Consider the following 14,904-nt stretch of genomic DNA (forward strand, 5'->3'; position numbering starts at 1 on the left):
CATGGACGAACACGACGAGCGGATCACCACCATGACCGGAGTCGACGCCAGCAGGCTGGACGACCAGCAGCTCATGAAGGAGCTGGAGACGATCCACCGCACGCGCCACGACACGCTGCTGTACGGCTCCAGCGACGCGCTGCGGGCCCACAACGACCGCATGGCCGAGCTGGAGGGCGAGTACCTGCGCCGCAACCCCCAGCGCATGGTGGCCGCGGGCCGCACCCGCGAAGGCGCCAGGGAACGCCAGAGCGGGGAGTCGGTGACTCCCCGCTCCTGACGTCCGACCGCATCGCTCAGTGGCGTACCGGCGGCCGGTCCCAGTGCCGGTGCGCCGCGATCGCGGCCACGAACGCCCGTGCGAACTCCGCCCCGGCGGCGCCCGGCGACGCGTCCGTCACCACGCCCCGGTCGGCGATCACGCCCCGCGAGCCAGCGGACAGCTCGACGCCCTGCGGCTGGAGGACCGACAGCACCTCCACGCCGGAACCGAGCGCGCCCACCGGCTTGCCGTGCAGATAGGCGCTGCGCACGAAGCGCAGCGCGTCCGGGTCCTCGGCCACCGGCGGCGTCCCGTCCGGACCGCCGGGCACCAGCACGGCGTCGTACAGCACCGAGGCGACCGTCGGCAGCGCCCGGTCCACCGTGTACGTCTCCCCGTCGGCGCCCTTGACGGTGCCGTCGGCCGGAGCGAGCGCCTCGACGATCGCGCCCTCGGCGGCCAGCGTCTCCCGCACGGAGGTCACCTGGGCCGCGTCGACGCCGTCGGTGACCAGGACCGCGATCTGCCGGGTGCGGATCGAGCCGTCGCCGCGCAGCGCGTCCAGGCTCAGCGCCGGGGACTCCTGCTTGTACGGCGTCTCCTGCGCGGCCGGTTCCGGCACACCGATGCCGCGGGCCACGGCGGTCGCCAACTCGCCGTCCACCTTGGCCAGTTGCTCGACCGTACGGGCGCGTACCGTCATCGCCCCCACCTTGCCGAGCTCGAACCGGTAGGCGTCGACGATGTGCTGCTTCTCCCAGTCGGTCATGCTGTGGAAGAACAGCGCGGCCTGGCTGTAGTGGTCCTGGAAACTCTCGCTCCGCTTGCGGATCTTGGCGCCGTCGACCCGCTCCGCGTAGTGCGTGTAGGCGTGCCCGTCGACGCCCGCGTGCGCGGGGCAGCCGCCGCCGAGCGAGTTCGGGAAGTAGTTCGTGCCCCGGTGGATGGCGCTCTGGTGGTAGCCGTCGCGCTGGTTGGTGCGCACCGGGGCCACGGGCCGGTTGACCGGGATCTGCGAGAAGTTCGGGCCGCCCAGCCGGATCAACTGGGTGTCCAGGTAGGAGAAGTTGCGGGCCTGCAGCAGCGGGTCGTTGGTGAAGTCGATGCCGGGGACGACGTTGCCGGTGTGGAAGGCGACCTGCTCGGTCTCGGCGAAGAAGTTCTCCGGGTTGCGGTCGAGCACCATCCGGCCGATCGGCCGCACCGGCACCTGCTCCTCCGGGATGATCTTCGTGGCGTCGAGCAGGTCGAAGTCGAAGGCGAACTCGTCCTCCTCCGGCACCAGTTGGACGCCCAGCTCCCACTCCGGGTACTCGCCCGCCTCGATCGCGTCCCACAGGTCGCGCCGGTTGAAGTCCGGGTCACGGCCCTGGCACTCCTGCGCCTCGTCCCACACCAGCGAGTGCACGCCCAGCTTCGGCTTCCAGTGGAACTTCACGAACGTGCCGCGGCCCTCGGCGTTCACGAAGCGGAAGGTGTGCACGCCGAAGCCCTGCATCATGCGGTAGCTGCGCGGGATAGCCCGGTCCGACATCAGCCACATGATGGCGTGCAGGGTCTCCGGCTGCAGCGACACGAAGTCCCACAGGGTGTCGTGCGCGGAGGCGCCGGTCGGGATGTCGTTGTGCGGCTCGGGCTTCACCGCGTGCACGAAGTCGGGGAACTTGATGCCGTCCTGGATGAAGAAGACGGGGAAGTTGTTCCCGACGAGGTCGTAGTTGCCCTCCGACGTGTAGAACTTCGTCGCGAAGCCGCGCACGTCCCGCACCGTGTCCGCCGAGCCCTTCGGGCCCTGCACCGTGGAGAACCTGACGAAGACCGGCGTCCGCACCGACGGGTCCTGCAGAAAGGCGGCACGGGTGAACTCCGCGCAGGACTCGTACGGTTCGAAGTAGCCGTACGCGCCCGCTCCCCGGGCGTGCACCACCCGCTCCGGGATCCGCTCGTGGTCGAAGTGGGTGAGCTTCTCCCGGAAGTGGAAGTCCTCCATCAGGGTCGGCCCGCGCTCCCCGGCGGCCAGTGAGTCGTCGGTGTGGTCGACCTCCACGCCCTGGTCGGTGGTGAGCGGCCCGGCGGCCGGGTCGTCCGCGTGGAAGGCCTCGCGCTGGTACTGCTTGCGGTCCTCGCTCGGGGCACCCATCAGCCGGCCCCCTCGGAGAAGACGTGCAGGAAGGCCTCGCAGAACGCCTTGAGGTCGTCCGGCTTGCGGCTGGTGATCAGCTTGTTGGAGCCGTTGTCGTCGATCTTCACCTGCTCGTCCACCCAGGTGCCGCCCGCGTTGCGGATGTCCGTCTGCAGGCTCGGCCACGAGGTGAGCGTGCGGCCGCCTACGACGTCCGCCTCGACCAGGGTCCACGGGGCGTGGCAGATCGCCGCGACCGGGCGGCCCTGCTCGAAGAAGTCCCGCACGAACGAAACGGCCTTGTCGTCCATGCGCAGGAAGTCGGGGTTGGCCACCCCGCCGGGCAGCACCAGCGCGCCGAACGAGCCGGCCGAGGCCTCGCCGACGACCTCGTCCACGGGGAAGGTGTCCGCCTTGTCGAGGTGGTCGAAGGCCTGGATCTCACCGGACCGCGTCGACACCAGCACGGGCTCGTGCCCGGCGTCCTTCGCCGCCTGCCACGGATCGGTCAGCTCGATCTGCTCGACGCCCTCGGGGGCGGTCAGGAATGCGATACGCATGATGTTCAACGTCCTTTCTTCGCGCGCCATGTCGCTCGGTTGTCGCTCGGTCGGCTCGGTTCGGTCGGTTCGCTGGGTCAGAGACGCGATTGCTGTTACGGCAGCCCGTGCGCACGCGCTGCGGGCAGCCGCCAGGCGTCGGGGCTGCCGCGCGTCATACGGTGCCCCCGTCGTCGGGTTCGGCCCGGCTGATCTCGGCGAGCGCCGAGTCCGGGTCCTCGGCCTCGGCGAGGTCGCCGAGCGTGACCACACCGACCGGCAGGCCGTTCTCGACGACCGGCAGCCGGCGTACGGCGTGGGTGCGCATCAGCGCCACGGCCGCCTCCACGGGGTCGTCGGGGGCGACCATCACCGGATCCGGGGTGCACACGGACCGGGCGCTCACCGTCAGCGGGTCGACGCCCTCCGCGACCGCCCGCACCGTGATGTCACGGTCGGTGAGCACGCCGACGATCCGCTGACCGTCGGCGACGACCACGTCGCCGATGTCCTGCGCGCGCATCAGCTGCGCCGCCTCGACGAGGGACGCGTCCGGGCGGACGGCGACCACGCCCGGCGTCATGACCTCCCTGACGAAATCAGCCATCACAGTGGGCCTTCCTCCGCTTCCCGGCCGCCGGAACCCCGCGACCGCCATCGGCTTCCCTATCGCTGCCGGCCGGCCTCGACGACCGCCTCGGCCAGCTGCTGGACCGTCGTGTAGCGCGCGGTCCGGGGCAGGTGCTCCACCCGCTCGGTCAGGGCGTCGGGCGCGTGCGCGTGACGCAGGGCGGTGGTCAGTTGCCGCGGGCCCGCGGGGAACTCGTGGCGGTTGAGATGACGCGCCAGTTCGGTGCGGACCCGGGCCAGGGACGCGGTGTCCGCGACGGGGCCGCCCGCGACCTCCGGGTCGTCGTCGGCGGTGGGTTCGGGATCGTGCCATTCCTCCGTCCGCGTGGGGCGCCCGGACCGGAGCAGCCCCTGGAGCTCGTGCTTCATCTCCTCGTCGCGGTGGACGCTCAGCCGGTCGCTTCCTCGCTGCATGAGTGGTCCCTCCAGATCTTCGCGGGTGCGCACCGCGTACCCGAGGACCGCAGGCCGACACGGGGTTTGCGCGGCGAACCCCGGGAGACCCGGAGCAGACCCCCCACGCCCCCGAAGAGGGAGGGCGGCCATGCCACTGCTCGCCGTGATCATCCCGCTCCTCATGCTCGGCGTGGTGCTGGCACTGGGCCGTTACGAGGAGCTTGTGCTGCCGACGAAGAAGAAGGCAGGCCGGAGCGAGGAGGCCCCGGCCGGCCCCCTGGGCGCGACGCTGCCGCTCAGGATGCTGCCGAGCCGGGGCCCGGCCCGGACGGCTGCTCCGAAGAAGCACCCGCCCGCGCCCTCGGGCCCGGCGGCCCGGAAACCTAGCTCTTCTCCCGGCCCGGCAGGAACTCCTGCATCTTCGCCTTGAAGCCCTGCTTGACCATGGACGAACGGTCCGCGTCGCCCTTCAGGATCGAGGCGGCCGTCGCCTCCATCTGCTCCCACGTGGCGTGCGGCGGGATCGGCGGCACCGCCGGGTCGGTCAGGAACTCCAGCACCGCGGGACCGTCCGCGTCCAGGCCGGCCCGCCAGGCCGTCTCGACGTCCTCCGGCTTCTCGACCCGGATCCCGGTCAGCCCCAGCGAGCGGGCGAACGCGGCGTACTGCACGTCCGGGATCTGCTGCGAGGGCAGGAAGGACGGGGCGCCCTCCATGGCCCGCATCTCCCACGTCACCTGATTGAGGTCCTGGTTGTTCCACACGGCCACGATCAGCCGCGGGTCCTCCCACAGATCCCGGTACTTGGCGGCCGTGATCAGCTCCGCCATCCCGTTCATCTGCATCGCCCCGTCCCCGACCAGCGCGATCGCCGGACGGTCCGGGTGGGCGAACTTGGCGCCGATCGCGTACGGCACCCCGGGGCCCATCGTCGCGAGCGTCCCGGACAGCGAGCCGCGCATGCCGCCCCGCATCGTCAGATGACGGGCGTACCAGTTCGCCGTCGAGCCCGAGTCGGACGTCACGATCGCGTCGTCCGGCAGCAGCGGATCGAGCGCGTGCGCCACGTACTCGGGGTTGATCGGGTCCGCCGAGAGCTGCGCCCGGCGGTCCATCACATCGCGCCAGCGCGTGACGTTGGCGCACACCGTGTCGTACCACTCGCGCCCGCGCCCCTCGTCGATCAGCGGGATCAGCCGCTCCAGGGTCGCCTTCGCGTCGCCGACCAGGTTCACCTCGTACGGATAGCGCATCCCGACCATGTGCGGGTCGATGTCGATCTGCACCCCGCGCGCCTTGCCGAAGTCCGGCAGGAACTGCGTGTACGGGAAGGACGATCCGATGGTCAGCAGGGTGTCGCAGTCCCGCATCAGCTCGTACGACGCGCGGGTGCCCAGCAGGCCGATCGAGCCGGTGACGTACGGCAGTTCGTCGCTGAGGACGTCCTTGCCGAGCAGCGCCTTCGCCACCCCCGCGCCGAGCAGTTCGGCGATCCGTTCCACCTCGGCGCGCGCGCCCGCGGCGCCCTGGCCGGCCAGAATGGCCACCTTGTCACCGGAGTTGAGGATCTCCGCCGCCCGCTGCACCGACTCCTGCGACGGAACCGCCGTCCAGGAACTGCGGTCCAGGCTGGAGGGCACCATCTTGAACTCGTGCGTGGGAGCGGAGTAGTCGAGCTCCTGCACGTCACCGGGCACGATGATCGCGGTGGGGGAGCGGCGCGCGTACGCGGTGCGGATCGCGCGGTCGATGACGTTCGGCAGCTGCTCGGGGACCGTCACCGTCTCGATGAAGTCCGAGGCGACGTCCTTGAACAGCGTGTGCAGGTCGACCTCCTGCTGGTAGGAGCCGCCCATCGCCGTGCGGTGCGTCTGCCCGACGATCGCCAGCACCGGCACATGGTCCAGCTTGGCGTCGTACAGGCCGTTGAGCAGGTGGATGGCACCGGGACCCGAGGTCGCCGCGCACACTCCGAGACGGCCGCTGAACTTGGCGTAGCCGACCGCCTCGAACGCGGACATCTCCTCGTGCCTGGCCTGGACGAACCGGGGCTTGTTCTCGGCCCGCCCCCAGGCGGCGAGCAGGCCGTTGATGCCGTCGCCCGGATAGCCGAAGACGTGGTCCACCCCCCACTCGCGCAGCCTCTGCAGGATGTGGTCGGAGACCTTGGTGCTCATCTGGGGAACCTCCCGGGCCATACGTGAACGGGCAGCGGTCGTCTGCTGACCGAGTCACCCGGCGGGCTGGGGGAAAACATGCGCGGTGTTTGCGGCAGGGGGCGGGGGGCAGGCGCAGTTGCAGTGCTTCGGACCGGAGGCACGTCCGTGGGAGCGGCAGCGCGCCGCCCGCGGCCGCGTCCGCTGCCGACCTCGCGGCCGTACTCCACGGTGACCGTCCAACCCAGAGCACCCTCTGAGGAGTTGCGACGCATCATGCCCACCCGAGTGAGCGCGAAGCACCACCCGCACGACGACGCACCCGACACCGCCGAGGACTTCCGCAGGCTCGCCGCGCTGCCTCCCGGCCCGCAGCGCGACACCCTGCGAGAACGGGTCGTCGAGGCCTGGCTGCCGATGGCCGAACGGCTCGCCGGCCGCTTCCGCAGCCGCGGCGAGAGCTACGAGGACCTGCGCCAGGTCGCGGCCCTCGGACTGGTCAAGGCCGTGGACCGGTACGACCCCGCGCGCGGCAACGCCTTCGAGAGCTACGCCGTGCCCACCATCACCGGCGAGATCAAGCGGCACTTCCGCGACCACATGTGGACCCTGCACGTGCCGCGCCGGGTGCAGGACCTGCGCAACCGCGTCCGGGTCGCGACCCAGGACCTCTCCCAGACCGTCTCCGGGCGCAGGCCCACCGTGCCGGAGATCGCCGAGCACGCCGACATGAGCGAGGAGGACGTGCGGGCCGGACTGGAGGCGCTGGAGAGCTTCACGGCCCTCTCGCTCGACGCCGAGCTGCCCGGCAGCGAGGACGGCTACTCCCTGAGCGACGCGCTCGGCTCGGCCGACCCGGCGCTGGAGACGGTCGTGGACCGCGAGGCCGTCGCCCCCCAACTGGCCGCCCTGCCCGAACGTGAGCGGGCCATCCTCTACATGCGCTTCTTCGGCGACATGACCCAGAGCCGCATCGCCGAGCAGCTCGGCATCTCCCAGATGCACGTCTCCCGGCTGATCAGCCGCTGCTGCGACCGCGTGCGGGAACAGGTCATGCGCGAGTCCGCCTAGCGGGGAGCGTTCTTCGAGGCGACACGCCGCCGGTGTCACCCGGTCGGACCCGCCGTGTCCCGCGAATGGGGTCCGGCCGCGCGCGTCGTGGCGTGCGCCGGGCTGTGATGGCTGCGAGGCATGGCCACCGTGCCCCGCCCGCAGTCGTCGCTCGAAGGAGCCCACCCCATGCGCAGCACCGCCCGTGTCCTGTCCGCCGCGGCCCTGGCCAGTGCCGTGGTCGGCTTCGCCGCCTCGGCCGCCCTCGCGGACCCGGCCGCGGAGGTCAGCCCGACCACCGGCTCCCCGGGCGGCAGCGTCACCGTCTCGGTGACCTGCGAGTCCACCGGCGGCCCCGCACCCGCGACCCTGGAAGCGACCTCGCAGGCCTTCGAGGACGGCACCGTCCAGCTGCGACGGGTCCCGGCCGACACGGGGGAGACCGCGGCGGTGGGCGCCGCCTACCGCGGCACCGCCCGTCTCGCCGCCGCCGACACCCTCGCGGCCGACGCTTCCGGCGCGGCGACCGAGGACTCCCGCTGGACCGTCGACGGCACCTGCCCGGCGGCCCCCGGCGGACAGGCCAAGGCGTGGAGCGCCTCGTTCCATGTGAACGGCGGCGATGGCGCGGGTGGCGGGGGCGACACCAAACGCGCCGGCGACGGAGCGGGGGGTGGGGGCGATGCCCGGCCCGTCGGTGAGGGCGCGGGCACCATCCCGTCCGCCGACGACGAAGGAGTCGTCACCCCGCCCGGCGAAGACGGCCAGGCGGTCACCCCGTCCGGCGGAGACGGCCAGGGCGTCACCCCGCCCGGTGAAGACGGCCAAGCCGGAACCCGGCCCGGCGGAGACGGCCAGGCCGTTACCCCGCCCGGCGGAGACGCCCAAGCCGTCACCCCGCCCGGTGAAGACGGCCAAGCCGTCACCCCGCCCGGCGGAGACGGCCAGGCCGTCACCCGGCCCGGCGACGGCCAAACCGGAACCCGGCCCGGCGGCGGCCAGGGCGTCACCCGGCCCGGCGGTGACAGCGACCCGTGCCGCGAGCAGCCCGCCGACTCCACCGCCTCCGCCGGCTCGGGCGACTCCTGCGACCCCGCCGTCGTCCAGCGCGGCGTACGGGCCGGTGAGGGCGGTTCCTTCAGCGACTCCGTGCCCGCCCTGGTCGCCGGTGGCATCCTGATCGCGGGCGCGCTGGGCGCCGCCGCGTACCGGCTGTGGCGCCGGGATGCCGTGACCGGCCGCTGACCCCGGCCGCCGCATGTGACGGGCGCAACCCGGTCCGGCCGCCATGGACGGGCGGCTCGCCGGGTACTCCGAGCCCAGGGCCGCGCTCCGCGCCGGCCCAGGAGTCCACAACGGAGGTAGGGATGGCGCGGACCGACCCGGAAGGCCACGGCCCCGTCCGTTTCGGCCCGCCCCTTCCCGAGGACGGACTGCCCGTACTGCCCGAACTCGCCGCCGTTCTCGCGGCCTCCGCCGCCCGCGCCGACAGCGAACCCGTCGGCGGCGGCCCCGCGCTCATCGAGGCCGCCTGCGGCTACTGGGGGCGCCGCGGACTCGCCGCCGCCCCCGACCGCGTGGCCGCCGGCCCCGGCGCCCCCGCCCTGCTGCTGGCCCTGACCGCCGCGCTCGGCGGCGACGTCCTGGTGCCCCGGCCCTGCGCGGCCTGGTGGGCGCCGTACGCCCGTCTGCTCGGCAGACCCGTCTTCCATGTCGCGACGCCCGCCGAGAGCGGCGGCGTCCCGGACCCGTACGCGCTGCTGGAGACCGTCCGGCGGGTGCGCGACGAGGGCGGTGACCCGCGGCTGCTGGTGCTGTCCGTCGCGGACGACCCCACCGCCACCGTCGCCCCGCCCGAGGCGCTGCACGCGTGTCTGGAAGCCGCCGCGGCCGAGGGCCTGCACCTGGTCAGCGACGAGACCTGGCGCGACACCCTGCACGCCCCGCACGACACCGTGCTGCTCAGCCCCGCCGAGATGCTCCCCGACCGGGTCACCGTCGTCACCGACCTGGCCGGCGCCCTGCTGCCGCCCGGCTGGCCGGCCGCGGTGGCCCGCTTCCCGGCGGGGGAGGCCGGCGACGGCCTGCACGCGCGCGTGCTGGACGTGCTGACCGCCCTCGGCGCGAGCGTCGCCGGCCCGGTCGCCGCCCCGGCCGTGTACGCGCTGGGCGAGCCCGAGCCGGTCACCGCGCGTGTCGCCGCCACCGTCCGCCTGCACGCGCGCGTGGCCGCCGCCGCGCACGCCGCCGTCGTCGCCGCGGGCGCCCTGTCCCGTCCGCCGCAGGCCGGCCGCCACCTCTACGCCGACCTCGGACCGCTGCGTTCCGCGCTCGCCGCGCACGGCGTCGGCGACGCGCAGGAACTGGAGGACTTCCTCGCCGCCCGTCTCGGCATGCCCGCGCCCGGCGGCCACCGCTTCGGCGACGAACTCGGCGCGCTGCGCGTGCGTCTGTCCACCGGCCCGCTGCTGGGCGTGAGCGACGAGGAGCGCACGGAATGTCTCACCGAACCCTCGCCGTTGGAACTGCCACACGTGCAACGCGCGTTGAACCAAGTGAAGTCGGTCTTCGACGACCTCCGCGACGACGCTCGGCGATGGGAGCCTCCCCGATGACGCAGCAGTCCGAGTCGACCACCACCACGACCACCCGGGAAGCCGACGAGCCGCCGTCCACCACCGGGTTCGCGCCCCCGTTCCCCCCGCTCGCCGAGCCGCGCCCGCTGGGCGAGCGCCGGGTGTGGCCGCGGACCTTCCACGACCGTCTCACCGCCCCGCTGCCCGGCCTGAAGGCCATGGCCCGCTTCGCCCGCGAGGGCTCCGTGCGCCCCGGCCGCGAGGGCCTCGCCGACATCCCCCGGCTCCCCTTCGAACCCGCCCCGCTGCCCCGCGTCGACGCCCGCACCATCGCCGTCTCCTGGGCCGGGCACGCCAGTTGGATCCTCCAGGTCGGCGGTCTGACCGTCCTCACCGACCCGGTCTGGTCCCGTCGCATCCTCGGCACCCCGGCCCGTATCACCCCCGTCGGCGTGCCCTGGGAGTCCCTTCCGCGCGTGGACGCGGTCGTCATCAGCCACAACCACTACGACCACCTGGACGCCCCCACCCTGCGCCGACTCCCGCGCGACACCCCGGTGTTCGCCCCGGCGGGCCTCGCCCGCTGGTTCCAGCGCCGCCGGTTCACGGCCGTCACCGAGCTGGACTGGTGGGAGGCGGCCGAACTGAACGGCGTCCGCTTCGACTTCGTCCCCGCCCACCACTGGTCCAAGCGCACCCTCATCGACACCTGCCACAGCCTCTGGGGCGGCTGGGTGCTCACCGACCCCGAAGGCCGGCGCGTCTACTTCGCCGGCGACACGGGCTACGGCCACTGGTTCGACCGGATCGGCCGCCGCTACCCCGGCATCGACCTGGCCCTGCTGCCGATCGGCGCCTACGACCCGCGCTGGTGGCTGAGCGACGTCCACTGCGACCCGGAGGAGGCGGTACGCGCGGCGCGGGACCTCGGCGCGCGCCGGATGGCGCCGATGCACTGGGGCACGTTCGTCCTGTCGGCGGAGCCGGTGCTGGAACCGCTCACCCGGGTGCGCGCCGCCTGGGAGAAGGCGGGCCTGGACCGGGAGAACCTGTGGGACCTGCCGGTGGGAGGCTCCCGGGTGCTGGACTAGGCAGTCGTCGTCCGGCGGAGCTTTCGCCACAGGCCGGGGGCCGCGCTGATCAGGACGGTCAGCGCGACCGCCGCCACCACGCCCTCCCAGGGCTCCGGGAACAGCGAGCCGCCCAGGATCCCGATCACCTGATAGGTGGCCGCCCACGCCAGGCACGCCGGGAGGTTGCCCCGCGCGAACCGGCGCATCGGCCACTTCGCCAGCAGACAGGCCAGCATCACCGGAATCCGCCCGGCCGGCACCAGCCGGGACAGCACCAGCACCGCGACCCCGTGCTCGGCCAGCTTCTCCTGCGCCTGCGTCAGCCGCTCCTCCGGCGCCCGCGACCGTATCGCCTCCAGCCACCGCGAACCGTTCTTCGACTTCAGCCCGCGCCGCCCCAGCCAGTACAGCGCCGCGTCCCCGAGGAAAGCCGCCAGCGACGACGTCACGAACACCAGCAACAGCGAGAAGGGCGCGGTCTGGTGAAAGGCCACCACCGCGGCCGTACTGACCAGCGCCCCCGTCGGAATCACCGGGACCAGAGCCCCGAACAGCACCAGCAGGAACAGCGACGGATATCCCAGCGCCTGCTGGGTCGACTCGGCCGGCACGGTCGTCGCGCTGACGGCCAGCTGTATCACCGTGCGACCTCCAGCCGCACACTCTCCCCGTGCCCGAGCCGGTGCACCGCCACGGCAGGCGCGTACTCGGCGGCCAGGCGCACGAACTCCTCGCCCGGCGCATGGAACTCATGGGGGCGCACGGCGTCCATGCCGATCGGCCAGTACGTGCCGTAGTGCACCGGCACCGCGCTGCGCGCCCCCAGCCGGGCCAGCGCCCGCGCCGCCCGCCCCGCGTCCAGGTGCCCCTCGCCGAGGTACGGCCCCCAGCCGCCGACCGGCAGCAACGCCACGTCGACCGTCCCGACCTCCTCGGCCATGGTGTCGAACAGCCCGGTGTCCCCGGCGAAGTACGTGCGCCCCTCGCCCTCGACGACGTACCCGAGAGCGGGCGAGCGGTGCGGCCCGACCGGCAGCCGGCGCCCGTCGTGCAGCGCGGGAACCGCCCGTACGACCAGGTCACCGACCCGTGTGACCTCCCCGGCGGCCACCTCGGTCACCGTGAGATGGGTGAGCCGGCGCAGCCCCGGGACGGCCCGGGGGGCGCCCCGGGGCACCAGCAGGCGCGTGCCCGGCGCGAGCCGCTGGAGTGAGGGAACATGCAGGTGATCGGCGTGCAGATGGGACACCAGGGCCACGTCCGCCTGCCAGGCCCCGGGCGGCGGGACGGCGCCCCGGCGACGGCGCAGATGGGCCAGGCGGCGCGCGAACAGGGGGTCGGTGAGCACCCGGACGTCCGAGTCCCGGAGCGTGCAGGTGGCGTGACCCCACCAGGTGATCTCCACCGGCACCTCTTTGCCTCCTTCGCGCGACTCCCCGAAGCCTACGGGCTGGAGTAGGGTCGGCGGCGAAACCCGGAGGTGAGGGGGACGCCATGGGACCGGTAGGCGTGCGTGTGACGGCGATCGCGAGTCTGACGCCGCTCGAGGAGCTGGACGCCGATCCCTTCCTGGTGGACTCCCGCAGCCAGCACGCGATGTGCGCGCGCTGGGCGGCGGAGCACGGGTACACGATCGCCCGCGAGCTGCTGGTCCGGGGGGTGCGGGCCGACCACTGCGTCCTGTGGGACGGGGTCCGGCCCGGCGTGGACCTGTTCGTGGCCCCGAGCCGCCGGGTGCTGGAGAGCGCGCTGTCGTCGGTCGAGGAGTTCACCGCCGAGTGCGCCCGGCGCGGGGTGCGGGTGGAGACGGTGGGCAGCGCCGAACCGCGCTACGACGCCCAGATGAAGGCCCGGGTGCACCGCAGGCTGTCGATGCCGACGGCCGGCTACGACGGCCGGTAGGACCGGCCCGGGCAGCTCGTATGACAGGCTTGGCCCGGGCCCGCGGGGACGACGGGCCGGGACGTGAGGTGGACCGGGCGTGCGTGGTGTGCGGTGGCGGCGGGTCGTCAGCCAGCTGGGGCGGAGCGTCGTGGTGTGGGCGGTCTCCACGGTCACCATGCTCGTGCTCGCCGGGATCCTGCCCGACTTCCGCCTCCAGTCCCCGGACGGCGAGAGCGCCACGCACATCGCCGTCACCGCCGCGTTCGGCGCCGGCGCCTTCGGTGTGCTCTCGGCCCTGGTGTGGCCGCTGCTCGTGCGCGCCCTGCTGCTCGTGCCGGCGCTGGTCCTCGGCCTGCTGGTCTTCGTCCTGAACGGCTCCCTGCTGCTGGTCGCCCTGCGGCTGAACCCCTCCTCCAGCGCCGAGGCCGCCCCCGAGACCGCCGTGGTCGTCGCCGCGGTGATGTCCGCCGTCGCCTCCGCCACCGGCGGTGCCCTCGCCGTGCGCGACGACGACGCCTACCGCCGGCGCCTCTACCGTCTCGCCGACCGCCGCCGCGCACCCGGCCCGCCCGGCCCGGCCACCCCCGGCACCGTCTTCCTGCAACTGGACGGCGTCGGCCACGACGTCCTCCTGGCCGCCGTCGGCAAGGGCCTGATGCCCACCGTCGCCCAGTGGCTGGAGGGCACCCACCGGCTCACCCCCTGGCGCACCGACTGGTCCAGCCAGACCGGCGCCAGCCAGCTCGGCATCCTGCACGGCACCAACCACGACGTGCCCGCGTTCCGCTGGTACGACAAGGACCGCCGCGAGGTCATCGTCTGCAACCGCCCGACCAGCGCGGCCGAACTGCAGCGGCGGGCCGTCGAGTTCACCGGCGACAGCGGACTGCTCAGCGTCGACGGCGCGAGCCGCGGCAACCTCTTCGGCGGCGGCGCCGACGAACAGGCCCTCGTGCTGTCCATAGCCACCCGCCGCCGCGGCCGGGAGAACCGCTCCCGGGCCGGCTACTTCGCCTACTTCTGTGACCCGGCCAACGCGGTGCGCACCGTCATGTCCTTCGTCGCCGAGGTCGGCCGCGAGATCGGCGAGTCGACCAGGGCCCGCATCCGCAAGCAGCGGCCCCGCGTCTCCCGGGGCGGCCTGTATCCCCTCGTCCGCGCCTTCGCGACCGTCGTCGAACGGGACGTCGTGGTCGCCGCCGTGATGGGCGACCTGCTCGCCGGCCGCACCGCCGTCTACGCCGACCTGGTCGCCTACGACGAGGTCGCGCACCACTCCGGGCCGACCAGCCGCGACGCCGAGAAGGTTCTCCAGCGCCTCGACCGGGCGCTCGCGCTGATCGCGAACGTCGCCGAGCACGCCCCGCGGCCGTACCGCATCGTCGTGCTGTCCGATCACGGGCAGAGCCCCGGCGAGACCTTCCGCGCCCGCTACGGCCTCGGTCTCGGCGAGCTGGTGCGGGCCGGCTGCGGGCTGCCGGTGCCACGCAAGGCGCGGCGCACCCACAGCGGCGCCGAGGCGCGGGCCGCGGTGCGGGCGGCACTGCGGCGGCCCGTCGAGGAACGCGGCGAGCACCTCCGCCCGTCCCGCCACTCCGAGCCGCTCGTGCTCGCCTCCGGCAACCTCGGCCTGGTCTCCTTCCCCGACGTGCCGCACCGGATGAGCAAGGAGGAGATCGACGCCCGCCACCCCGCCCTGCTGACGACCCTCGCCAACCATCCCGGCATCGGCTTCCTCCTCGTCCGCAGCGAGGAGCACGGCGGACTGGTGCTCGGCGCCCACGGCGCCCAGATCCCGCTCGACCGACTGGACGACGATCCGGGGCCGTTGGAGGTCTTCGGGCCCCAAGCGGCGGACGCCGTGCGGCGCACGCACTCCTTCCCGCACACCGCCGACATCATGGTCAACTCCTTCCACGACCCGGCGGACGGCGAGGTCCTCGCCTTCGAGGAGCAGATCGGCTCCCACGGCGGCCTCGGCGGCGCCCAGGCCAGGCCCTTCCTGCTCTCCCCGCTCGCCTTCTCCGAGCCGGTCGAGGAGGGCGCCGAACTCGTCGGCGCCGAGCAGGTCCACCGGGTGCTGCGACGGTGGCTGCGGGAGCTGAACGGGCCGCAGGTGCCGCTGTCCGACGAGGACGAGCGGGAGCGGGCCGCCTGAAAACCAGCTGCGCGGGCGGAGCCGTACGCACACACTGTTCGGGCCGGACATCGCCCGA

At 73.6% G+C, this 14,904-nt stretch carries 14 protein-coding genes; 7 read left to right on the top strand and 7 right to left on the bottom strand.

The features are described from left to right. The first annotated feature begins 1 nt into the window (after position 1). Positions 2 to 280 (top strand): DUF6158 family protein, encoded by a 279-nt coding sequence (locus MKW14_RS01085; protein ID WP_133041858.1) that lies wholly within the window; start codon positions 2 to 4, stop codon positions 278 to 280. Between the two features lie 16 nt (positions 281 to 296). On the opposite strand, the gene MKW14_RS01090 is transcribed toward MKW14_RS01085, so the two are convergent. The 5 genes from MKW14_RS01090 to MKW14_RS01110 all read right to left on the bottom strand — a co-directional run bounded on the left by MKW14_RS01090 (position 297) and on the right by MKW14_RS01110 (position 6,126). Then, positions 297 to 2,402 (bottom strand): catalase, encoded by a 2,106-nt coding sequence (locus tag MKW14_RS01090; RefSeq protein ID WP_240858177.1) that lies wholly within the window; start codon positions 2,400 to 2,402, stop codon positions 297 to 299. Next, positions 2,402 to 2,944, bottom strand: a complete 543-nt coding sequence (locus MKW14_RS01095) for a type 1 glutamine amidotransferase domain-containing protein (RefSeq protein ID WP_240858178.1) — start codon at positions 2,942 to 2,944, stop codon at positions 2,402 to 2,404. Before MKW14_RS01095 ends, MKW14_RS01090 begins: the two co-directional genes overlap by 1 nt. 154 nt (positions 2,945 to 3,098) lie before the next feature. Further along, on the bottom strand, positions 3,099 to 3,530 hold the full coding sequence (locus MKW14_RS01100; RefSeq protein ID WP_133041862.1) for a CBS domain-containing protein: 432 nt from the start codon (positions 3,528 to 3,530) through the stop codon (positions 3,099 to 3,101). Positions 3,531 to 3,589: 59 nt separating this feature from the next. Further along, positions 3,590 to 3,967, bottom strand: coding sequence for a DUF2795 domain-containing protein (locus MKW14_RS01105; protein ID WP_240858179.1), 378 nt, complete (start codon positions 3,965 to 3,967; stop codon positions 3,590 to 3,592). A 365-nt stretch (positions 3,968 to 4,332) separates the two neighbouring features. Beyond that, positions 4,333 to 6,126, bottom strand: coding sequence for a thiamine pyrophosphate-requiring protein (locus MKW14_RS01110; protein WP_240858180.1), 1,794 nt, complete (start codon positions 6,124 to 6,126; stop codon positions 4,333 to 4,335). Between the two features lie 255 nt (positions 6,127 to 6,381). Between MKW14_RS01110 and MKW14_RS01115 the strand changes: the two genes are divergently transcribed. From MKW14_RS01115 to MKW14_RS01130, 4 genes are all read left to right on the top strand, one after another. After that, the gene (locus MKW14_RS01115) at positions 6,382 to 7,176 is read left to right on the top strand and encodes an RNA polymerase sigma factor SigF (RefSeq protein ID WP_240858181.1); all 795 of its coding nucleotides are present in this window, start codon (positions 6,382 to 6,384) and stop codon (positions 7,174 to 7,176) included. 168 nt (positions 7,177 to 7,344) lie between these two features. Next, complete coding sequence (locus MKW14_RS01120) at positions 7,345 to 8,400, top strand: hypothetical protein (RefSeq protein ID WP_240858945.1); 1,056 nt, start codon at positions 7,345 to 7,347, stop codon at positions 8,398 to 8,400. A 122-nt stretch (positions 8,401 to 8,522) separates the two neighbouring features. After that, entirely contained in the window at positions 8,523 to 9,770 is a 1,248-nt protein-coding gene (locus MKW14_RS01125) for an aminotransferase class I/II-fold pyridoxal phosphate-dependent enzyme (protein ID WP_240858182.1), read from the top strand. Next, positions 9,767 to 10,822 carry an MBL fold metallo-hydrolase gene (locus tag MKW14_RS01130; protein WP_240858183.1) on the top strand — a complete coding sequence of 352 codons (1,056 nt, stop codon included), beginning with the start codon at positions 9,767 to 9,769 and terminating at the stop codon, positions 10,820 to 10,822. Before MKW14_RS01125 ends, MKW14_RS01130 begins: the two co-directional genes overlap by 4 nt. Here MKW14_RS01130 and MKW14_RS01135 read toward each other — a convergent pair. Both MKW14_RS01135 and MKW14_RS01140 read right to left on the bottom strand, forming a co-directional pair. Continuing rightward, on the bottom strand, positions 10,819 to 11,445 hold the full coding sequence (locus tag MKW14_RS01135; protein ID WP_240858184.1) for a DedA family protein: 627 nt from the start codon (positions 11,443 to 11,445) through the stop codon (positions 10,819 to 10,821). The two genes, MKW14_RS01130 and MKW14_RS01135, sit on opposite strands and share 4 nt — an antisense overlap. Further along, positions 11,442 to 12,215, bottom strand: a complete 774-nt coding sequence (locus MKW14_RS01140; RefSeq protein WP_240858185.1) for an MBL fold metallo-hydrolase — start codon at positions 12,213 to 12,215, stop codon at positions 11,442 to 11,444. The genes MKW14_RS01135 and MKW14_RS01140 overlap by 4 nt, the downstream gene beginning before the upstream one ends. 83 nt (positions 12,216 to 12,298) lie before the next feature. Here MKW14_RS01140 and MKW14_RS01145 point away from each other — a divergent pair, with 83 nt between their 5' ends. Both MKW14_RS01145 and MKW14_RS01150 read left to right on the top strand, forming a co-directional pair. Further along, positions 12,299 to 12,706 (top strand): hypothetical protein, encoded by a 408-nt coding sequence (locus tag MKW14_RS01145; protein WP_133041872.1) that lies wholly within the window; start codon positions 12,299 to 12,301, stop codon positions 12,704 to 12,706. Positions 12,707 to 12,785: 79 nt separating this feature from the next. Then, the gene (locus tag MKW14_RS01150; protein ID WP_240858186.1) at positions 12,786 to 14,846 is read left to right on the top strand and encodes a phage holin family protein; all 2,061 of its coding nucleotides are present in this window, start codon (positions 12,786 to 12,788) and stop codon (positions 14,844 to 14,846) included. Positions 14,847 to 14,904 lie beyond the last annotated feature (58 nt).

This window comes from Streptomyces gilvus (assembly GCF_022513565.1).
Lineage (GTDB): Bacteria > Actinomycetota > Actinomycetes > Streptomycetales > Streptomycetaceae > Streptomyces > Streptomyces gilvus.